Source organism: Nocardioides panzhihuensis (assembly GCF_013408335.1).
In the GTDB taxonomy this organism is placed as follows: Bacteria; Actinomycetota; Actinomycetes; order Propionibacteriales; family Nocardioidaceae; genus Nocardioides; species Nocardioides panzhihuensis.
Map to the genome: position 1 here is coordinate 229,789 of NZ_JACBZR010000001.1, position 20,300 is coordinate 250,088.

Annotated in this window: 20 protein-coding genes and 1 tRNA gene; 11 read left to right on the plus strand and 10 right to left on the minus strand. The window is 69.4% G+C overall.

Features of this window, described 5'->3' with window-relative positions:
- Positions 1-45: 45 nt before the first annotated feature.
- Complete coding sequence (locus BJ988_RS01035) at positions 46-1,050, plus strand: LLM class flavin-dependent oxidoreductase (RefSeq protein WP_179656274.1); 1,005 nt, start codon at positions 46-48, stop codon at positions 1,048-1,050.
- Between the two features lie 82 nt (positions 1,051-1,132).
- Here BJ988_RS01035 and BJ988_RS01040 read toward each other — a convergent pair whose 3' ends face one another.
- From BJ988_RS01040 to mftR, 6 genes are all read right to left on the minus strand, one after another.
- Entirely contained in the window at positions 1,133-1,843 is a 711-nt protein-coding gene (locus tag BJ988_RS01040) for an ABC transporter ATP-binding protein (RefSeq protein WP_179656275.1), read from the minus strand.
- Entirely contained in the window at positions 1,840-3,642 is a 1,803-nt protein-coding gene (locus tag BJ988_RS30245) for a branched-chain amino acid ABC transporter ATP-binding protein/permease (RefSeq protein ID WP_343051377.1), read from the minus strand. Before BJ988_RS30245 ends, BJ988_RS01040 begins: the two co-directional genes overlap by 4 nt.
- Complete coding sequence (locus BJ988_RS30250) at positions 3,630-4,616, minus strand: branched-chain amino acid ABC transporter permease (RefSeq protein ID WP_246321379.1); 987 nt, start codon at positions 4,614-4,616, stop codon at positions 3,630-3,632. The genes BJ988_RS30245 and BJ988_RS30250 overlap by 13 nt, the downstream gene beginning before the upstream one ends.
- 40 nt (positions 4,617-4,656) lie before the next feature.
- Positions 4,657-5,757 carry an ABC transporter substrate-binding protein gene (locus BJ988_RS01050; RefSeq protein WP_179661272.1) on the minus strand — a complete coding sequence of 367 codons (1,101 nt, stop codon included), beginning with the start codon at positions 5,755-5,757 and terminating at the stop codon, positions 4,657-4,659.
- Between the two features lie 271 nt (positions 5,758-6,028).
- A complete protein-coding gene (locus tag BJ988_RS01055) occupies positions 6,029-6,334 on the minus strand; it encodes a hypothetical protein (protein ID WP_179656276.1) in 306 nt (101 codons plus the stop codon).
- A gap of 457 nt (positions 6,335-6,791) precedes the next feature.
- Positions 6,792-7,400 carry a mycofactocin system transcriptional regulator gene (gene mftR, locus BJ988_RS01060; protein ID WP_343051378.1) on the minus strand — a complete coding sequence of 203 codons (609 nt, stop codon included), beginning with the start codon at positions 7,398-7,400 and terminating at the stop codon, positions 6,792-6,794.
- Between the two features lie 126 nt (positions 7,401-7,526).
- Here mftR and mftA point away from each other — a divergent pair, with 126 nt between their 5' ends.
- The 7 genes from mftA to mftF are packed head-to-tail and all read left to right on the plus strand — an operon-like array spanning position 7,527 to position 13,258.
- The gene (gene mftA / locus BJ988_RS01065) at positions 7,527-7,625 is read left to right on the plus strand and encodes a mycofactocin precursor MftA (protein WP_179656278.1); all 99 of its coding nucleotides are present in this window, start codon (positions 7,527-7,529) and stop codon (positions 7,623-7,625) included.
- An 11-nt stretch (positions 7,626-7,636) separates the two neighbouring features.
- Positions 7,637-7,900 (plus strand): mycofactocin biosynthesis chaperone MftB, encoded by a 264-nt coding sequence (mftB, locus tag BJ988_RS01070; protein WP_343051379.1) that lies wholly within the window; start codon positions 7,637-7,639, stop codon positions 7,898-7,900.
- A gap of 10 nt (positions 7,901-7,910) precedes the next feature.
- Positions 7,911-9,122 (plus strand): mycofactocin radical SAM maturase, encoded by a 1,212-nt coding sequence (gene mftC / locus BJ988_RS01075; protein WP_179656280.1) that lies wholly within the window; start codon positions 7,911-7,913, stop codon positions 9,120-9,122.
- A 29-nt stretch (positions 9,123-9,151) separates the two neighbouring features.
- Positions 9,152-10,402, plus strand: a complete 1,251-nt coding sequence (mftD, locus tag BJ988_RS01080) for a pre-mycofactocin synthase MftD (protein WP_179656281.1) — start codon at positions 9,152-9,154, stop codon at positions 10,400-10,402.
- Positions 10,399-11,070 carry a mycofactocin biosynthesis peptidyl-dipeptidase MftE gene (gene mftE, locus BJ988_RS01085; RefSeq protein ID WP_179656282.1) on the plus strand — a complete coding sequence of 224 codons (672 nt, stop codon included), beginning with the start codon at positions 10,399-10,401 and terminating at the stop codon, positions 11,068-11,070. The genes mftD and mftE overlap by 4 nt, the downstream gene beginning before the upstream one ends.
- 20 nt (positions 11,071-11,090) lie before the next feature.
- Positions 11,091-11,861, plus strand: coding sequence for a mycofactocin-coupled SDR family oxidoreductase (locus BJ988_RS01090; RefSeq protein WP_343051381.1), 771 nt, complete (start codon positions 11,091-11,093; stop codon positions 11,859-11,861).
- Positions 11,858-13,258, plus strand: coding sequence for a mycofactocin biosynthesis glycosyltransferase MftF (gene mftF, locus BJ988_RS01095; protein WP_179656284.1), 1,401 nt, complete (start codon positions 11,858-11,860; stop codon positions 13,256-13,258). The genes BJ988_RS01090 and mftF overlap by 4 nt, the downstream gene beginning before the upstream one ends.
- A 226-nt stretch (positions 13,259-13,484) precedes the next feature.
- Here mftF and BJ988_RS01100 read toward each other — a convergent pair.
- The 4 genes from BJ988_RS01100 to BJ988_RS01115 form a co-directional block, all read right to left on the minus strand.
- Positions 13,485-13,557: transfer RNA gene (locus tag BJ988_RS01100), tRNA-Lys, on the minus strand.
- 99 nt (positions 13,558-13,656) lie between these two features.
- Positions 13,657-15,234 (minus strand): phytoene desaturase family protein, encoded by a 1,578-nt coding sequence (locus BJ988_RS01105; protein WP_179656285.1) that lies wholly within the window; start codon positions 15,232-15,234, stop codon positions 13,657-13,659.
- A gap of 10 nt (positions 15,235-15,244) precedes the next feature.
- A complete protein-coding gene (locus tag BJ988_RS01110) occupies positions 15,245-15,661 on the minus strand; it encodes a hypothetical protein (protein WP_179656286.1) in 417 nt (138 codons plus the stop codon).
- A gap of 2 nt (positions 15,662-15,663) precedes the next feature.
- Positions 15,664-16,122: a MarR family winged helix-turn-helix transcriptional regulator gene (locus BJ988_RS01115; protein ID WP_179656287.1), complete on the minus strand. Its 459-nt coding sequence runs from the start codon at positions 16,120-16,122 to the stop codon at positions 15,664-15,666.
- A gap of 76 nt (positions 16,123-16,198) precedes the next feature.
- Here BJ988_RS01115 and BJ988_RS01120 point away from each other — a divergent pair, with 76 nt between their 5' ends.
- From BJ988_RS01120 to BJ988_RS01130, 3 genes are all read left to right on the plus strand, one after another.
- Positions 16,199-16,579 carry an MmcQ/YjbR family DNA-binding protein gene (locus tag BJ988_RS01120; protein ID WP_179656288.1) on the plus strand — a complete coding sequence of 127 codons (381 nt, stop codon included), beginning with the start codon at positions 16,199-16,201 and terminating at the stop codon, positions 16,577-16,579.
- Between the two features lie 262 nt (positions 16,580-16,841).
- Entirely contained in the window at positions 16,842-17,426 is a 585-nt protein-coding gene (locus tag BJ988_RS01125) for a hypothetical protein (RefSeq protein WP_179656289.1), read from the plus strand.
- Positions 17,427-17,560: 134 nt separating this feature from the next.
- Complete coding sequence (locus BJ988_RS01130) at positions 17,561-20,296, plus strand: BTAD domain-containing putative transcriptional regulator (RefSeq protein ID WP_179656290.1); 2,736 nt, start codon at positions 17,561-17,563, stop codon at positions 20,294-20,296.
- The last annotated feature ends 4 nt before the right edge of the window (positions 20,297-20,300 follow it).

Consider the following 20,300-nt stretch of genomic DNA (forward strand, 5'->3'; position numbering starts at 1 on the left):
TACAAATAGTTAGATGATTGTACGCAATGTCGACAGGAGGCGGATATGAGGTTCGGGCTACCCTGGCCGGGCGCGGAGGTGGCGGCTGAGGCCGAGGAAGCGGGTGTGACTGCGTTCTGCACCGGCGAGTTCGTGGACCTGGAGGCCTACTCGACCCTGGCTGACATGGTCGACAAGACCGAGAACGCCTTGGTGGGCACAGGCATCGCGTACGCCTTCGCGCGGACTCCCTACGCCCACGCGGCTGCCGCCCGGTCCCTGTCCAAGAAGGCACCTGGCCGAATCTTCATCGGCCTGGGCTCCGGCGCCTACACCATCAACAGGGACTGGTTCGGCGTCGAGGCGGATCGTCCGGTCGCTCGGATGAGGGACCTCGCGGGCGCCATCCGGGCCTGGCTCCAAGCCGAGAACGGCTCCCCGGTCAGATACGCCGGCGAGTTCTACAAGGTCGACGCCAAGGTCCAGGCGCCCGTGCTGGGGCGCCTCGAGGTGCCGATCCTATTTGCCGGCTTCAACAAGGGGATGGCCGCCGCCGCTGCTCGGGCCGCCGACGGCGTGATCGGACACGGGCTGTTCACCGCACGCTGGTGGGACGAGGTCGTCCGCCCCGCGGTCGAGCGTGGCGAGGCGCAGGCCGAGCGTGACGCCAAGGCCCTCGAGCACGGCTGGCTGATCACCTCGATCGACGACGACGATTCCGAGCGGGCGATCAAGGACGCGCGACGGATGGTCGGCTTCTACCTCACGGTGAAGACCTACGACCCATACGTCGAGCACCACGGTTGGACCGCTCAGGTCGAGGAGCTCCGGGCCGCGTTCAAGGTGGGCGACATCGAGGGCCTCACCAACGCGGTCACCGACGACATGCTCGAGGCGATCACTGTGTGCGGCACGACCGAGGACGCCCGGGCGCAGTTCGCCCGCCGCGACAAGGAGGGCAGCCTGGCCAAGGATGTGACCTACCTGGCGCCGCCGTCGTTCCTCGTCAGCGACCGGCGCCGGGCGGCGTACGCGCGGTCCAGCCTTGCGCTGGTCAACGACCGGGGCTGACTCCACTTTCGCTCGGCCCGAGACACGGGAGGGGACGCACGCGTTGTGCGTCCATCCCGTGTCTCGGGCCCCGTCGGCAGGCTCAGGCGGCCTTGTGGCCACCGAGGTAGGCGGCCTCGATCCGTTCGGGTTGGTCGAGGAGCTCCTGTGCCGACCCACTCAGGACCTCGGAGCCGTGCGCGAGGACCACGGCATGGTCGGCCATCTGCAGCGCGAGGCTGACGTGCTGTTCGACGAGCACCACGGCGGTGTCGAGCTCGTCGGCGACCCTGCGGATGATCGGCAGCAGGTCCTGGACGATGACGGGCGCCAGACCCATGCTCAGCTCGTCGACGAGCAGAACCTTGGGATTCTGGACCAGTGCCCGGCCGATGGCGAGCATCTGCTGCTCACCACCGGAGAGGTTCCCGGCGTTGACCTTGAGTCGTTCCTTGAGTCGGGGGAAGAGGTCGAGCACCTCGTCGCCCCGCTTCCTGTCCTTCGCGGCGAGCTTGAGATTCTCCGTGACGGTCAGGGTCTTGAACAGGGCGCGATCATCGGGAACCAGGACGATCCCCGCCCGCGCAGCCCTGCGGGACTTGCCGTCGCCTAGCGCGACCCCGCCGACGGTCACGGTGCCCTTGCTGCAGCGCAGCATTCCGGACAGCGCCAGCAGGGTGGTGGTCTTTCCTGCGCCGTTGGGACCCAGGAGTGCCAGCACTTCACCGGCGTTGACCGAAAGGCTCACCTCCCGAACCACGGCGGCCTCGGTGTAGCCCGCGTGAAGGCCGGTGCATTCGAGGACTGCGCTCATGAGACTGGTTCCTTCGTCATCGTGTCGTCGCTGCTGTCGACATCGTCGGGGTCGACCTTGTTATGGGTGCTACCGAGATAGGCGCGGACGACCTCGGGGTTGCCCTTGATCTCATCCGGAGTGCCGAATGCGATCAGGCGGCCGAGGTCGAGCACCGCGATCTTGTCGCAGATCTCGAGGACCAGGCCCATGTCGTGCTCGATCATCACGACCGTCACACCGGAGTCACGCATTGCCTGGAGCCGCTCGCCCAGCCACAGGCTCTCGTCGCTGTCGAGACCAGCGGCAGGCTCATCGAGGAGCACGACACGCGGTCGCCCTGCGAGCGCTCGTGCCACGGAGACGAGCTGGCGCCGCCCCTGGGAGAGCTCGGCGACCGGCCGCTTGGCGACCGATCCCAACCCAAGGAGCCTGTAGAGCTGGTCCAGATCCTCGCTCGTCGGACGGTCAGCTGCCGCAGTGGTGCCGACGACGACGTTCTCCTCGACGGTGAGGTCCTCATAGAGCTCGATGCCCTGGAAGGTGCGGCCCAGGCCGGCGCGACTGCGTCGGTGCGGGGGTAGCCCGTCGAGGGACTCGCCGTTGAGTGAGACGGTGCCGTCCGCAGAAGCATATCCGCTGATGCCGTCGATGAACGTGGTCTTCCCAGCGCCGTTGGGGCCGATCAGTCCGAGGATCTCTCCTTCCCGAACGGCGAGTGTGACGTCGTCGACCGCGACGACTGCCCCGTATCGGACACCGATCCCGTTCAGGTGCAGGATCTCCTCGCCGGGTTCGCTGCGTGTCAGCGTCGCCATCTCGGGAGGTGCTTCGGCAGTCAGCTCCGAGGGGAGGGGAGCAGACTTGCGGTTGCGCCAGATCCGGATCTTCTCGTGCAGCGGCCCGACGATGCCCTCCGGGTTCTGGATGACGACGAGGACGAGCATCAGCCCGCTGAACATCGCGTAGTAGTCGCCGAGGTGGAGCCACCGCTCCATGGCCAAGAACATGAGGCCTCCGGCCCCCGCCACGCCAGCCAGGATGCCGCCAGAGACCGAGGTGACGCCGCAGAGGTAGGCGGTTGCGAAGAGACCGATGCCGGCCAGGGCTGCATATGTCGACGACGAGGCCACATTCTGCTGGTAGCCGAGCAGGCAGCCGCCGACGGCTGCGATGAATGCGGCGATGGCGAACGCAGCGAGCTTGACGCGACGTACGTCGATGCCGGCGGCAGCGGCGGAGCGCTCGTTGGCGCGAACCGCCAGCATGGAAGCGCCGAGCCGGCTGCGGCGCAGCCAGGCGACACCGACGGCGACGACCACGAGGATGAGCAGGCAGGCGAAGCCGAAGGTCAGGCGCGGGTATCCCTCACCGGCGCCGATGCCCAGGTCGATCCCGAAGAGCTCCGGGTTCGCGATCGGGGCGCCGTCGACGCCGCCGTTCAGATCAGGGTTGCGGAACCAGAAGGCTTCGAGGGCGACCGCGAGGGCCAGGGTGACGACTGCCACGGCCAGTCCACGGATCCGCAGGGCAGGTAGCCCGACCACGACGCCCAGCACCGTGGCTAGAACGGCGGCCAGTACTGGGGCAAGCGGGAAGGGCATGCTCAAGTCGGAGGAGAAGACGCTGAGCAGGAAGGCCGCTGCGCCGGCGATCGGGAGCTGGGCGAGCGAGACCTGGCCGGCGTACCCGGTCACCACCACCTGGGAGAGCGAGATGATGGCAAGGATGAAGGTCGAGATCACCGCGGCGCGCCAGCCTCCGTCAGTTGCGACCAGGACGACCACCGCGATGGGGACGCAGACGATCAGGGCTGCCACAGGCTGCGGGGGCGGGGTGCGCGGCCCAGGGACTTCAGGCTGACGTCGCCGCGCTGCGGGAGGCGCTGACCGCTGGTGATCAGCAGGATCAGAATGAGCACGAGTGGCACGAGCTCGGGGGACCCGGAGGTCGGCCAGCCGTCGATGGTGGTCTGCAAGCGCGTCATCTCGGACTGGACCATGCCGATGGCGAGACCGGCGATGATGGCAGGTCCGAGCTTGCTGAACCCACCGACCATGGCGGCGGCCAGCGCGGGGACGATGAACAGCGTGTAGGAGCCCGGGGTCATGGTGACGATCGGTGCGATCAGGATGCCGCTCAGGCCGGCGACCACGGTGCTGATGGCCCAGTTGACTGCCGCGATTCGGTCGGGGGACAGACCGGTGACGATCGCGCCGCGCTCGGTCTCGGCCACGGCGCGGGTGGCGAGCCCGAAGCGGGTCAGTCGGATGTAGAGGGTGAGAGCGATGCCGAGTACGACGATGATGCCGGCGAACCAGAGTCTGTCGGCCGGCACGCTGCTCTCACCGATGTCGTAGACGGCGTCGGGAAGGAACGGCTGGACCGAGATCGCGGTGGTGCCGACCCTCGCCGCGAGGAGAGCCTGGATCAGCAGCATCAGGCCGACGCTGGCGACGGCCTTGGCGACTGCCGAGGTGTTGCGAAGGGGGCGGAAGACGAGCACGTAGAGGAGCAGTCCGAGGACCGCGGCAATCACCAGGGAGATCGTCATTGCCGCGCCGACGGTCAGGTCCGCGCCGAGATCGATGGAGGTGGGCAGCCCTGGAACGGGGAGGAGGAGCTCCCCGTTCCGGAGGAATGCGTAGGTGTAGGCGACGTAGAGGGCAATTGCGCCCGTGCTGAAGTTCACGACTCCCGAGCTTCGGAAGGTGACCACCAGGGCCATGCCCAATGCGGCGTAGACCGCACCGTTTCCGAGGCCCAGCAGCAAGAAGACGATGTGCTCAGTCATGGAATCGATCGCTCTCTCGTCTGTTTCGGTGAGTCAGTCGTCAGGAGGCCGGCGCGTACTCAGCGACCGAGCCGTCCTTGACCGTTCCGACGATGGCCTTGGCCGAGCACGGACCAGTGAGGCCCGGCATCTGCTTGCCGTCACAGGAGAAGGTCAGGCCGGCACCCAGCGGGAGCGGCACGTCCTTGGCCGAGCTGATCGCGGTGATCAGGCTCTCGGGAGTCACCTCGCCCTGGACGCCCTCGGCCGCGCGGATGAAGCCCATCATCGACTGGTAGCCAGCTGAAGCAGCGCCGATCGGGTTCACGTCTGGTGCGTACTTTCCGAGGATCGCCTTGTAGACCACGACCTCGTCGTCGCTGGAGGTGGCGTCGGTGGAAGTGATCATCGTGGCCCCCTCGACGCCGTCCTTGCCGATAGCGTCAAGGACCGAGTCCTCGGTGCAGTAGTTGATCACCATCTTCTCGACATCGGTCCCGAGCGTCTTCAGCGGCTTGAGGACCGAGGCGCACATGGTCGCGTCACCGACGACGCCGATCGCTCCGGGCTTGTCCTTCAGGCCCGCGGACACCTGCGGGGTGGCATCCGGCGTCCCCAGCGGCACCGGAACGAGCTTCAGTTCTACGCCGGCGGCCTTGAAGGCCGGCTCGCCCATCGCCTTGGCGCCACCGAGGGCGGCCGCGTTGTCGGTGACGTAGAGCGTCACGGACTTGTGACCCTCACTCGCCGCGTGGCTGGCCATCGTTGCCAGAACCGCCGGGAATCCGGCGGTCCACAGGAACGAGTTGGGCGAGGCGAGCTCGGAGCCGCTGGCGCCGCTGTAGGACGTGTAGGGAATCCCGGCCTTGGTGATGATCGGGGCCATGGCATCGCCTTGGCCGGTGTTGGTCACCACCACGGCTGCAACCTTGGCCTCGACGAACTGGTTGGCACAGTCAGCGGCCGAGGCGGCGTCTTCCTTGCCCTTGCAGATCTTCAGCTCGATCGGATGACCACCGATGCCACCGAGGTAGCTGTTTGCGTACTTCACGCTCGCCTCCGCGGCTTCGCGACTCTCGGGCTGGGAGATGTGCGCGCCGCCCTCGTCAAGGACGCGCCGGAAGGCAGGGCACGGAGTGTGACCCAGGACACTTAGTTCAATGAGTTAGATGAATGTAGAACGCGGTTCTGCATCTGTCAATGGCGCTTCATCCAGGGATCACCGGGGGCGTGCCTCGGCTGCGTGGCAGCTTGCTGACGGCCTGTCGGTGATACGGTCGCGATCCTGGCTTGGCAAACACGCCGTCGAGCGTCCCTCGCGACTATCGGGTGAGGGGCGCTCGTGTCCGGTCCGGTTGCTGTGTTGGCCATTGGGGTGGGACGAGAGGCGGATGTTGCCGACGTACCAGCGGGTGTGGGAAGGGGTGGCGTCCTCACCGAGGGTGCGACGCACCTGGTCGTAGTAGTTGAGCGTCATCAACGGGGAAGCTCCGGGGTCGGCCGCTCCGCTCCAGAGCGTGAGTTTCCGCCGGCTTGAGCGAAGGCGCTGAGGTCGGGGTGGCCGGGTCGTAGATGCCGGACAGTTCGTGCAGCTTGAACTCCTTGCTGGTGGACTCCATGGTCTTGTACGTGATGTCGGAGGGAGCGTCGAAGCCGCTCATGTAGTTGGGGAAGTCGCAGGAGAACGCGGCATCTCCCGCGGTTGTGGGAGACAGGATCGCGTTCGGGTCCTTGGGCAACCATGGATCCGATCCGGCCAAGCTCTGGGCCGTAGGGCATGTCGCCCGCCGAGAGGCGGTTGCCGTCGCAAACGGCGATCGCTGGATGTCGGTCACTTGGGTGGATTGGTCTATGCAGGGAAACCAGCCAGGATGGACGGACAACCCGGCAGCGAGATCCTGCATGCGGTGGCCGTCGTTTGGCAGGCGAGGGCCATGAGGTCAGCCAACGTTGCGTCGGCGATCGCGGCGTTGGTCAAGCCGGTGTGGCGCAAGTTGTGGAAGTGGTGCGTTGGGCTGCCGGCGAGCCGGCGGGCTTTGTGCCAGCGCAGTTGGAGTGTTCACCATGCCCTTCTTCGGGCCCTTCGCGTGGAAGGTCGTCCCGGAGTAGAGGGGCTTGGAGCGTCGAGGGCCTCGCTGCATTGTTCGTCTTGAGGTGAGGTATGGGGCATCTGAACTGGCTGGACAGCGCCCTCGGTTAGTTCGTGAGGTAGTACCGCAGGTGGGTCATCGTGGTGTCGAGCAGCCGGGGGAGCGAGGCGCTCTCGTCGGCGAGCCACGCCTGGTAGGCGGTCAGCGCGAGGGCGAGGGAGACCTGGCCGACGGTCTGGGGGAGCAGGTCGTCGGGGCGGGTCCTGGTGCGCTCGGCGACGTACGCGGCGATGACCTCGCGCCAGCTCGCATAGCGGAGCACCGAGTGGGCCTGCAGTGCCGGCGTGGTCAGGATCAGGCGCATCCGGTCGCGGTGGCTGGGGCTGGCGTCGGTGGGGAAGTCGTTGAAGGCGAGCACGCCCTGGTGGACCGAGTCGTGCAGCGGGAGGTCGGCGGGCATGGCCCGCAGGATCTCGCGGAAGCCGTCGAGCGTGCGGTCGAACTTGCCCCAGGGGATGTCGTTCTTGGAGGGGTAGTAGCGGGTGATGGTGCGCCTGCCGACCCCGATCGCGGCGCCGATGTCGTCGAGGGTGGTGGCCTCGAAGCCCTTGGACATGAAGAGCTGGAAGGCGGCCTGCTCGATCTCCGCGTGCGAGGTCGCGGCGGGTCGTCCGCGCAGCGAGCGCCGCGTCGCGGGAGCGGGGCTGGTGGGCACCTGCCGCAATCTACAGCAGCGATTTGGGCAAAAGAATCGCATGCTGCGGGGAGCCTCTATCTTTTTGGCCCTGAGTGTCATTAACGTGTTGCGTGTCACGTCGAACCGAGATGAAGGAGAACTGTCATGAATCCTGAGGAGACCAACCAGGTCGTGGACGAGGCCTTGACCGAAGAGTCGTTGATCGAGGAGGTCTCGATCGACGGCATGTGCGGCGTCTACTGAGCATGAATGCCGTGAGTCTGGACAGTGCGTGGGTGCTGTCGCCGTCGGTGGCGCTACGGCCCGAGCCGTTCGGGGCGTTGGCCTACCACTTCGGGAACCGGAAGTTGACCTTCCTCAAGCGCCCTGAGCTGGTGGCGGTCGTGCGTTCTCTGGGGTCGCACCCGGATGTGCGCGGTGCGCTCGTGGCATCCGGGGTGCCGGAGGGGCAGCACGCTGCGTACGTCGCTACGCTCTCCGGCCTGGCCAAGACCGACATGATCCGCCCCGTGGCGTGAGGAGACTGTGATGAAGCTGGTGGAGCACTTCGAGCTCGGCCTGGATGCGCCGATCTGCCTGACTTGGGAGCTGACGTACGCGTGCAACCTGGAGTGTGCGCACTGTCTCTCGAGCAGCGGCCGGCGTGATCCGCGTGAGCTGTCCACGGAGCAGTGCGAGGCGGTGATCGACGAGCTGCAGCGGATGCAGGTGTTCTATGTGAACATCGGCGGCGGTGAACCGACCGTGCGTCCCGACTTCTGGCACCTGGTCGAATATGCCGTCGCCCACGACGTCGGGGTGAAGTTCTCCACCAACGGTGTCCGGCTCACCCCGGAGCGGGCACGGTGGCTGGCGGCCAGCGACTATGTGGACGTCCAGATCTCGCTCGACGGCGCGACCGCCGAGGTCAATGACCGGGTGCGGGGAACGGGGTCCTACGACACCGCGATCACCGCGTTGCGCAACCTGCACGAGGCGGGCTTCCGCGACGCCAAGGTGAGCGTGGTCTGCACCCGGGAGAACATCGGGCAGTTCGACGAGTTCAAGGCGATCGCTGACCGGTTCGGAGCGACGCTGCGGCTGACCCGGCTGCGTCCCTCGGGCCGCGGTGCCGATGTGTGGGACGAGCTGCACCCGTTGCCCGAGCAGCAGCGAGAGCTGTACGAGTGGCTGGTCGCCAACGGTGACAACGTGCTGACGGGGGACTCCTTCTTCCACCTGGCCGCCTTCGGGCCGGAGGACGGCAGCGGAGCGCTGCCGGGACTGAACCTGTGCGGTGCCGGCCGGGTGGTGTGCCTGATCGACCCGGTCGGCGACGTCTACGCCTGCCCGTTCGCGATCCACGACCAGTTCCTGGCCGGCAACGTGCTCACCGACGGCGGGTTCCAGAAGGTGTGGCAGACCTCGACGCTCTTCCAGGAGCTGCGCGAGCCGCAGACCGGTGGCGCCTGCTCCGGGTGCGCCCACTACGACTCCTGTCGTGGCGGTTGCATGGCCGCGAAGTTCTTCACCGGGCTGCCGTTGGATGGGCCAGATCCCGAGTGCGTCCAGGGATACGGCGAGTCCGCGCTGGCGGGTGCCCGCAGCGTTCCGGCGGCGAGCCAGGACCACTCCCGCGGTGCCCCCAGCCGCAACGCACCGGTGCTGCTCACCCTCTCCCGACGCCGGCCTGATGCCGATGTTGCCCCGCCGGTGAGCGCGTGCGCGGAGTCGCCATTGGCCGGCTTCGCTCCCAACTGAACCTCTTGACCATAGAAGCGAGATCGAAGATGCCTTGGAAGAACCCGTGGAAGCAGAATCCGTGGTTCGAGTCCGTCGCGGTGGCGCAGGAGCGTGCCCGCAAGCGCCTGCCGAAGCCCGTGTACGCAGCCCTGCTGGCCGGCTCCGAGCGCGGCCAGACGATTGCGGACAACCAACAGGCCTTCGCCGACCTCGGGCTCGCTCCGCACGTCGCCGGCCATCACGACAAGCGCGAACTGTCGACCACCGTGCTCGGCCAGGAGATCGGGTTCCCGGTGATCATCTCGCCCACCGGCGTACAGGCTGTGCATCCCGACGGTGAGGTCGCGGTGGCGCGTGCGGCGGCGGCGCGGGGGACGGTGATGGGGTTGTCGAACTTCGCCTCGAAGTCGGTCGAGGAGGTCGTGGCGGCCAACCCGGCGACGTTCTTCCAGATGTACTGGACCGGTGACCGGGAGGTGATGATCCGCCGGATGCGCCGAGCCCACACCGCGGGGGCGAAGGCGCTGATCGCCACCCTCGACTGGTCCTTCTCGATGGGCCGTGACTGGGGCAGCCCGGAGATCCCGGAGAAGGTCGACCTCTCCGCGATGCTCAGGTTCGCGCCCCAGGTGATGAGCCGGGGGAAGTGGCTGGCGGCGTACGCCCGCAGCGGCGGCATCCCGGACCTGACCGCTCCCAACCTGGCGCCGATCGCCGACGACGGCAGCCTGGGGGAGCCGCCCACGTTCTTCGGTGCCTACTACGAGTGGATGACCACCCCGCCGCCGTCGTGGGACGACGTGGCCTGGATGGTGCGTACCTGGAAGGAACTGAGTGGGGGCAAGCCGTTCATGCTCAAGGGCGTCTGCCGCGTCGACGACGCCCTGCGTGCGGTCGATGCGGGTGTGGACGCGATCTCGGTCTCCAACCACGGCGGCAACAACCTCGACGGCACCCCGGCCACGATCCGGGTGCTGCCGCCGATCGCCGCCGCGGTGGGCGACCAGATCGAGGTGCTCCTCGACGGCGGCGTACGCCGCGGCTCCGACGTCGCCAAGGCCCTCGCCCTGGGCGCCCGCGCGGTGATGGTCGGCCGCGCCTACCTGTGGGGCCTGGGCGCCAACGGCCAGGCCGGCGTCGAGAACGTCCTCGACATCCTCCGCAACGGCCTCGACTCCGCAGTCCTCGGCATGGGCAAGGCCTCCGTCCACGACCTCACCCCGGCCGACCTGGTGATCCCCGACGGCTTCGAGCTCGCCCTGGGCCGACCATCGGACCGACCATCGGACCGGCCGTGAGCCTCGCCGACCGCCCGTGGCCGGAGATCGTGCCCGGCGGCACCGTCCTGGTGCCGCTGGGCTCCACCGAGCAGCACGGCCCGCACCTGCCCCTGGACGTGGACACCGTGATCGCGACCGCGGTCGCCGACGAGCTCGCCCCGCTCACCGGTGCCTCGGTCGCTCCGGCCGTGCCGGTCGGCGCCAGCGGGGAGCACCAGTCCTTCCCCGGCACTATCTCGATCGGCACCGAGGCGCTGGCCGCGCTGGTCGTAGAGCTCGGCCGGTCGCTGACCACCTGGGCCTCCCGGGTGGTCTTCGTCAACGGCCACGGCGGCAACCTCGAGGGGGTCCAGGCCGCGGTCAGGACGCTCCGTGCCGAGGGGCGTGACGTCGCCTGGGTGCCGTGCCAGGTGCCGTACGCCGACCCCCACGCCGGCCTCACCGAGACCTCGCTGATGCTGCACCTCGCTCCTGAACGGGTGCGCCTGCGCAATGCCGCCCGAGGCAACACCCGTCCGCTGCGCGAGCTGCTGCCGCGGATGCGGGCCGGGGGCGTGGAGGCTGTCTCGGCCAACGGGGTCCTCGGCGACCCGACCGGTGCCACCGCGGAGATCGGGAAGCGGATCCTCTCCGAGATGGTCCTCGCCGCCTACGACCGTCTCCGGATCGGTGCGGTGGCGGGGTGACTCCCGCCGAGACAGGTCGCGTGGCGCTGGTGACCGGCGCCGCTCGGGGGATCGGCGCGGCGACCGTGCGCGGCCTGGTCGAAGCGGGCGTACACGTCGTCGCGGTCGACTGGTGTGCGGGCACGGACTCGTCGGCCAGCTATCCGCAGGCGACCCGGGCCGACCTGGACGCGCTCGTCGCCTCGCTGCCGGCCGGGTGGGTGGAACCGGTCATGGGTGACGTACGAGATCCGGCGGCGCAGTCCGGCGCCGTCGACGTCGCGAAGGATCGCTGGGGGCGGCTCGACGTCGCGGTCGCCGCCGCGGCGGTGATCGCCGGCGGACGCCCGCTGTGGGAGGACGCCTCGCTGGACCTGCTGTGGCAGATCGACGTCGCCGGGGTGTGGAACACCGCGGCCGCCGCCGTCCCCGCGATGCTCGCCGGCCCCGACCCGAGCGGCTGCCGGTTCGTCGCGCTCGCCTCCGCCGCGGGCGCCCACGGGCTGTTCCACCTCGCCGCCTACACCACCGCGAAGCACGCCGTCGTCGGGCTGGTGAAGGGGCTGGCCGCCGACCTGGCCGGCACCGGGGTGACCGCTTGCGCCGTCTCGCCGGGCTCGACCGACACCGCGATGCTCGCAGCGACCGCCGACCTCTACGCTGTCGGCCCCGACGACCTTGCCGCACACCAGCTCCTGCGCCGCCGGCTCACGCCGGACGAGGTCGCCGCCACGGTCGTGCACGCCTGCTCGCCCGCCGGTGCGGTGCTCAACGGCTCGGTCGTCGCCGCCGACGGAGGCTTCGGCGGATGATGCTGCCGCCCGGGTTCACGGTGCGGATCCGCGACGACGTACGCCTCCTGCCCAGCTCCGGAGACGGGCTGGTGCTGGTGGGAGGCTCGCCGCTGCGGTCCGTGCGCCTGGCACCCGCTGCGGCCGACCGTGTCGTGGACCGGCAGGTGCAGGTCCGTGACGCCGCCTCCGACCTCGTCGTCCGGCGCCTGCTCGACGGCAACCTCGCCGACCCCGGGGGCCTGGAGCCCGTCGACCCCGCCGACCTCACCGTCGTCGTACCCGCCCGCGACCGCCCCGACCACCTGGACCGCTGCCTGACCGCCCTGCGAGGCAGCCACGTCATCGTCGTCGACGACGCCTCCCGCGATCCGGAGGCCGTCGCCGAGGTCGTACGCCGCCACGGCGCCAACCTGCTCCCGCTGAGCGACAACCTGGGACCCGCCGGGGCCCGCAACGCCGGGCTCGCCCGGGTGGCGACCGCGTACGTCGCCTTCGTCGACTCCGACGTCCTGGCCGATCCGGAGATGCTGACCCGGCTGGCGGCACAGCTGGCGGACCCGCGGGTCGCGCTGGCCGGGCCGCGGGTGTGCGGTCACACCGACAAGGCTCGCCCGGCCTGGTTCGAGCGCTACGACGTGGCCGCCTCCTCGCTGTCGCTGGGCACCAGAGCCTGCTCGGTCCGCCCAGGCGCAGCCGTCGGCTGGCTCCCCTCGGCCTGCCTGGTCGGCCGCGTCGCGACCCTGCGGGAGGTCGGTGGCTTCGCCGGCGACCTGCGCGTCGGGGAGGACGTCGACCTGGTCTGGCGGCTCGTCGAGGCCGGCCACGCGGTCCGCTACGAGCCCGGCCTCGAGGCCCGCCACGAGGTACGCGGCACCGTGCGCGCCTGGCTCGGCCGCAAGCTCACCTACGGCACCGGCGGCGCCGAGCTCGGCCGCAGGCACGGCGACGCGATCGCCCCCGCGGTGCTCTCCCCGGCCATGGCCGCAGCCGGAGCCGCCGTCCTGGCCGGCCGCTGGTGGTCAGCGCCGGCCGCGCTGGCCTCGGTGGCGTGGGGCAGCCACGTCGTCGCGAACGCCCTCCCCGAGATCCCCGGCCGCGACGCCCTCGCCTCCCGCCTTGCCGTCCGGGGACTCGGCTGGTCGCTGCGCCAGGAGTCGGCCCTCCTGCTGCGCCACTGGTGGCCGCTCACGCTGCTCGCCTGCCTGCTCAGCCGTACCGCTCGCCGGATGGTGCTCGCCGCGCTCGTCGTCGACACCGTCGTCGCCCTCCACGAGACCGACGTCCGCCCCACGACCCTCCTCGGCCGCCGCCTCGACGACCTCGCCTACGGTGCGGGACTGTGGCTCGGTGCCCTGAGGAGCCGGTCGGTACGGTGCCTGACCCCGCGTCTCGTGAGGTCCCTCTCGGGCCGGTGACCGGCGCGGAGAAGCTCGCGCTCGCCCAGTCGGATGACGGGCTGGAGATCCTGCTGGCTCAGGTACCGGAGCACGTCAGCGGGTCTCGCCCGTGACAAGCGGGCTTCGACGTCAGGGAAGCAAAATTTCACGATGGGCACGGGTGTTCCCATGGTGTTCCCGCGGCGTAAAATTGAGAATCGCCTCCAACCCAGTTTGACCAGGTCAGAGGCGATATTTTGCCGAGTACGCCATGTAGGACTTGAACCTACAACCCGCTGATTAAGAGTCAGCTGCTCTACCAATTGAGCTAATGGCGCACGTCCCGCGAGCTGCTTGCGCGCTCGGCGACGAGAAGAACACTAGCAGCGGGCTCGGATCGGCCCCAAATCGAGGCTTCGCTGGGGTGAACGGCGTGGTCAGCGGAGCTCGAGGACGGCCTGGGCGGCGTTGTGGCCGCCCAAGCCGGAGACGGCACCGCCGCGTACGGCACCCGAGCCACACAAGAGCACGGTGCCGAGGTCGGTGGCGACGCCCCAGCGGGCGGCGGGGGTGGTCAGATCGGCGTCGTCGGGGGCCCAGGGCCAGGCGAGGTCGCCGTGGAAGATGTGGCCGCCGGGCATGGCCAGGTCGGCCTCGATCTCCTGGGGGATCTTGGCCTCGATGCACGGCGCCCCATCCTCAGTCCGCGCGACGACGGAGGCGATCGGGTCGAGCAGGTGCCGGTCGAGGGAGGCGATGGCGCGCTCGACCGCCTGCGCCTTGCGCTCCTCGCGCGTGGCCGGGTCCTCGAAGAGGGTGGCCGGGGCATGCAGGCCGAAATAGGTGAGGGTCTGGGTGCCGGGCGGAACGTCGCCGAGGATGGAGGGGTCGGTCAGCGAGTGGCAGTAGACCTCGCCCGGCATCTCGGTCGGCACCGAGCCGGCGGCGGCCTCGGCGTACGCCTTCTCGAGCTCCGAGTAGGACTCACCGAGGTGGAGGGTGCCGGCGAAGGCGACCTTCGGGTCCTCGCCGGAGCGCAGGCGGGGGAGGCGCTCGAGGAGCATGTTGATCTTGAGCTGGGCACCCACCGGCTTGGTCGAGACGGAAGGCGTGCGGCCGAGGAGGCCGTCGAGGACGTACGGGGCCAGGCCGGAGAGCACGTAATCGGCCGTCACGGTGTGAGATCCCGAGGCGTCGGTCCAGGCGACCTCAGCCCCCTCGCCGACCGCACCGCCGCGGATCGAGGTGACGGTCGCGCCGGTGAGGACCTGAGCGCCACCTGCGTACGCAGCCTTGGTGATCGCCCCGGTGACCGCGCCCATGCCGCCGACCGGGACCCGCCACTCGCCGGTCCCGTTGCCGATCAGGTGGTAGAGGAAGCAGCGGTTCTGGATCAGGCTGGTCTCGCCGAGCCCGGCGAAGGTGCCGATCAGGGCGTCGGTCGCGACCACGCCGCGAACCAGGTCGTCGCTGAACCGCCGCTCGATCGCCTCGCCCAGAGGACGCTCGACGAGGTCACGCCAGATCGGCCCGCCCACCTGTGACCTGATCACATCTCCCGTGGGCAGCGGCGAGGTCAGGGTGGGGGCGACGACCCGGGCGAGGTCGGCGACCTCGTCGTAGAACGACTGCCACGCGGCGTACTCCTCATCCGACCCGGTGACCGCGCGGAAGCTCGCGGCGGTGGCTTCGCCCTCAGGCGTCTCCACGAGCAGGCCGGTGGCCCGCGAGCCGTCGAGGAAGGGCGAGTACGACGCGGTCTGCCGCGACGCGAACTCGATGTCGAGGCCGAGATCCTGATGGATCTGCTCGGGGAGCAGCGAGACCAGGTACGAGTAGCGCGAGAGCCGGGTCGGGAAGCCCTCGAACGCCTGCGCGGAGATTGCCGCGCCACCGACGTGGTCGAGTCGCTCCAGCACCAGGACCGAGAGGCCCGCCCGGCTCAGGTAGGCCGCGGCGGTGAGACCGTTGTGTCCGCCGCCGGCTACTACTACGTCGTACTTCTGGTGCGCCATGGCCCCGATCCTAGGAGGCGGACAAGGCGGCGTTGGCGCGTTCGGTGAGGGTCGTCAGGATCCGGCCGGTCGCGGCGAGATCCTCGGGCGGGAGATCGGCGAAGAGCGCCTTGGTCACAGGCGCAGAGCGTTCTGTGACCTGCTGCTGGATGCGGGCTCCCGCTGCGGTGAGCGTGAGGCCCTCGGCGATCAGGCCTCGCTCGATCGCGGCCTCGAGGTGTGACTCGATCTCGGCCGTGGAGCTCTTGATGTTGTCGGCGGTCGTCGCGACGAGATCGGCGCGTGCGACATCACCTTGGCGCAGGTAGTTGATCATGAGCGCCTGCTCGAAGGTCAGGTCGAAGTCGCCGAGCACGTCGAGGAGGTTCTTGCGGATGGCGAAGTAGGCAAGGCCCAGGTTGGCGCCGGTGACGGGGGGAGTGGTCATGATCAGTCTCCAGGTGTGGGATCGGTGTCGATGGGTGCGGCGAGCATCGCCTCGAGCGCTGCTTGCGCCTCGGCGGCGCGACGGCTGTCGCGGCCACCGAGCGGTGCGGTGAGCTGGTCGAGCAACCGGCTGGTCACCGCGATCGCCTCGCGGGTCACCTCGGTGCCCTCGGGGGTGATGGCGAGGCGTACGGCCCGGGTGTCCTTGGTGTCTCGGACGCGCTCGACCCAGCCCTTCGCCTCGAGCTGGCGGGCGAGCTTGGAGACGTACATCGGCTCGAGTCCGGTGAGGTCGGCCAGCTGCTTCTGGGTCGGGGCCCCCGCGGCACGGAGGCCGTGGAGGGAGGCGATGAGGGAGTACTGCGCGTGGGTGAGACCGAGGGGCGCGAGCGCCCTGTCCATCGACACCCGTAGACGCATGGCCAGGCGCCACGCGACGTACCCGATCGTGTGCTTGCTCATGGAAGAAACAGTACATGTTGATAGTAACCATGTATATCAATTATCGCTGTCGGTGGTCCCTGGCAGGATCAGCCTCATGGCTGAGCGTCCTGAGGTGCCCCGAGCGATGGTGGCGCGGTTGAGGGAGATCCTCACCGCGTTCCCGAAGTGCATCGAGGAGGACGCCTGGGTAGGTGTGCGCTGGCAGGTCGGCAAGGCGTCGGTCGCGCACGTCTTCGGTGGTGAGGACCAGCTCTTCCGGATCATGTTCCGCGGTGAGCCTGACGAGGTGGTGGCCTTCGAACACCTGGGTCATCCCTACTTCAAGGCCGGCTGGGGCGGCAATGTCGTCGGGATGATCCTCGACGACGAGACCGACTGGGACGAGGTCACCGAGCTCCTCACCGACTCCTACTGCATCCAGGCCCCGGCGAAGCTGGCTGATCTCGTCGAGCGTCCGACCGTGCGGTCGGAGTAGGGCCCGCACGTGCTCGTCGCGCGGTGGTCGTCGCCGACGTACGCCTGATCGAGACGCTTTCGCTGGTCACGCCCTGGTTTCTCGTGACACCGGCGTTTCCAGCGCTCGCCCGCTGCTCCGCGCTGTGGAAATAGTCTTGAAGAGTTGGGCCCGGATTGGGACCTTAGGCCCTAGGCCGACGGCTCGCGCTCGGGCATGTTGCCATGGTAAATCAGGAGGAACAGTTTCCTTTCCGTGGCAACAAATTTCATAAGGAGTGCGTGTGCGACGCTTGGCCATGCTGATCCTCGGGGGAGCCGTCGCGGCGGCCGGGGTCGGCTGCGGTTCGGACAGTTCCATCGACTACGGGTTCTACAGCAACAATCATGGCGAGAACCCCGCGATGGAGAAGAAGGTGATCACCGTCGACAGCACCGAAAGGATCGAGCAGAACCAACAGCTCGGGTTGACGGCTGAGGGAACCATCAAGGGCAAGGCGCCGGGAATCCTGCTGCGGGTGATCGTGCAGGACGTCTTCGAGACGTCGTTCACCGACGGGACCAAGACCCCGCCGGGAATGCGCGTGATGGCCGTCGAGGTCCAGATCGCCAACGCTGGGGCGCGGGTCTTCGACGACTCGCCGGCGGCGGGTACGACGGTCATCGATGCCGCGGGCAAGAAGTACAAGAGCCTGCCCGGCACGGCCTCGGTGGACGGCGGCGAGATGTTCCCGAACCCGTTCGGGCTGCAGCCGCAGGATCAGCGAACGGCTCTGGTGCCGTTCGTCGTCCCCGAAGGCGTGAACATCAAACAGGTCGAGTTCCAGGTCGACAAGGGCGGCGAGAGCGGCCTGTGGCGGATCCCGTAGGGCTGTAGCCCTGAATCTGGATCAAGTACCAACCTCCAGGCAACCTTCTGGCGGCATTACGCGTCACCATCTGTGCGGTGATGAGACGATGAGAGCGTCTCGGGCGTATTGCTGCGCAGTCAACAGGAGGTGTGGTGCGGGTCCGGGTCCTTGGTGCCGTCGAGCTGGTCGATGGCGACGGCACGGCGCAGAGGCTGTCGCGCACGCGGCGTACGCTGCTTGCGCTTCTGGCCGCCGCGCGTGGAGCACCGGTCTCCTCCGACCTGTTGGTCGATGAGCTGTGGAGGGGTTCACCCCCGGCGACGGGGGTGAACCTCCTCCACCAGCGTGTTCGCGACCTGCGTCGGGCACTCGGCGAGGATCGCCGCCAGCTGCAGCGCCGAGCGAACGGCTACGCGCTGGTCGGAGCGGACATCGACCAGGCCCGCTTCGAGGAGCTGGTCGAGCAGGGCCGTGTCTCCGCAGAGGCCGGGGACCACGAGCGGGCCAGCATGCTCCTCGATGCAGCCCTAGGACTCTGGGCCGGGGGTGCCTACGGAGCGGTCGGGGAGTCGCCGATGATCGCGACCGAAGCCGCCCGGCTCGACGAGCTGCGTCTGGTCGCCGTCGAGTCCAGAGCCGCCGCCGACCTGGCGCTCGGCCGGCAGGCCGCGGTGGTGGGTGACCTGGCTCCGGTCGTCCGGGCGAATCCGCTCCGGGAGCGCCTGTGGCTGCTGCTGATGACGGCACTGTGGCAGTCGGGCCGCACGGCCGAGGCCTTGGCCGCCTACCAGCGGCTCTTCCGGGTCCTCCGAGATGAGCTCGGGGTCGAGCCGTCCAAGGACGTACGCGACCTGCACCTGCGGATCCTCGACGGAGACGATCCCGAGCCCGGGTCGGCGCGGACCCACGAGGGAGTCGTGCCGCGGCAGCTGCCGCCGGTCGTCACGACCTTCGCCGGGCGCGAGGACCATCTGACCGCGCTGGACCAGCTGGTCGCCGAGCGGATCGACGGGGGCGGACGGGCAGTGGTGATCTCCGCGATCGCGGGCACCGCAGGGATCGGCAAGACCACGCTCGCGTTGTACTGGGCGCACCGGGCCGCTCCGCGCTTCCCGGACGGACAGGTGTTCGTGAACCTGCGCGGCTTCGACCCTCACGACGCGCTTGACCCTCTGGACGCACTCGGGGTGGTGCTCGAGGCGTTCGGGGTGGAGCGAACCCGCCAGCCTCAGGACATCGACGGCCGCGCCGGGCTGCTGCGCAGCAGGCTCGCCGGCAAGCGCGTGCTGCTGGTGCTCGACAACGCCCGTGACAGCGAGCAGGTCCGCTCGCTCCTCCCCGGCAGTCCTGGGTGTATGACCCTGGTGACCAGCCGGAACAGGCTCTCCGGGCTGGTCGCCGAAGCTGGGGCGCGACCGATGGAGCTCGGCTTGCTCGACGACGAAGAGGCCTATGAGCTGCTGGCCGGGAGGCTCGGCAAGGAGCGGCTCCTGGACGAGCCGGAGGCGGTGGATCGGATCATCTCGCTGTGTGCCTCGTTGCCGCTGGCGCTGTCGGTCGTGGCCGCGCGGGCGGCGACTCGCCCGGCCTACGCTCTCGCCGACCTGGCCGACGAGCTCGGTGAGTCCCGCCTGGACGGGTTCGGCGGCGGTCGCGGTGACCTCCGGGCGACCTTCTCGTGGTCGGTCCGGCACCTGTCCGAGCCGGCTGCCCACCTGTTTCGGCTGATCGGCCTGCATCCCGGGCCGTCGTTCACCGTCCTGGCCGCCGCCAGCCTTGCCGGGATCTCCCGAGCGGCGGCTCGGCGCCTGCTCGACGAGCTCACCGAGGCCAACCTGGTGACCGAGGTCGCCCCCGGCCGGTTCGTGCTGCACGACCTGCTGCGGGAGTACGCCGCCGACCTCGCCGCGGGCGAGCCGGCCTCGCTGCGTGAGGAGGCCGAGCTGCGGATGATCGACCACTATGTCTTCAGTGCACGGTCGGTGCACAGCGCCTACGACCCCCATCAGAACCATCTCGTCGCCACCGAGCCGATGCGTCCCGGGGTCACGATCGAGGTCGTCGGCGACAGCGGTGCGGCGTTGGCGTGGTTCGCCATGCAGCTGCCCGTGCTGGCGCGGGTGATCGACGGCGCTGTCGCCCGAGGCATCGCCTCCGACCGGATCGTCCTGCTCATCGGCGCCCTCGAGCGCCTGCTCGACCTCCAAGGGCGCTGGATCGAGCTCGCCTCCCTGGCCGAGGCCGCGCTGCCGGGTGTGCGCCACCGGGTCTCGCAGGGCGGCGACCCGGCCGGACTCGGCGTCGTGCACCGCGCCGCGGGCGCGGCCTGCGGGCGCCTGGGGCGCGTCGACGACGCCCTCGACCACCTCGGTCGGGCCCTCGACCTGGCGACGGAGTCCGCCGACCTGGCGGCAGAGGGCAAGACCCTGCACCGGCTGGCCACACTGGCCACGGCCTCCGGTGATCATGCCGGCGCAGCGGTGTACGCGGCTCGGGCGGCGGAGGTCTTCGCTCGCGCCGGCGATCCGATCCGTGCGGCCTGGACGACCGGCCGGCTGGGTCTCTATGCAGCCCTCGACGGCGAGTACGAGGCCGGGCTCCGCCACTGCGAGGCCGCTCTCGCGGAGCTGCGCCGGGTCGCGCCGGGCTATCGCAGCGAGGGCAACGTCATCGCCACCATCGGTTGGATCCACCAGCGGCTCGGCGCGGTCGACGAGGCGGCCGGGCACTTCGAGGAGGCGGTGACCAAGCTGCGTGCCGCCGGTGACCTGCCCGGGCTCGCCGATGCGCTCGGCCACCTGGCTGAGACCCGTGCCGCGCTGGGCAAGCACGAGGATGCCCGCTGCGCGAGGGAAGAGAGCGACTCGATCCTCGCGCAGCTGGGCTGAGCGT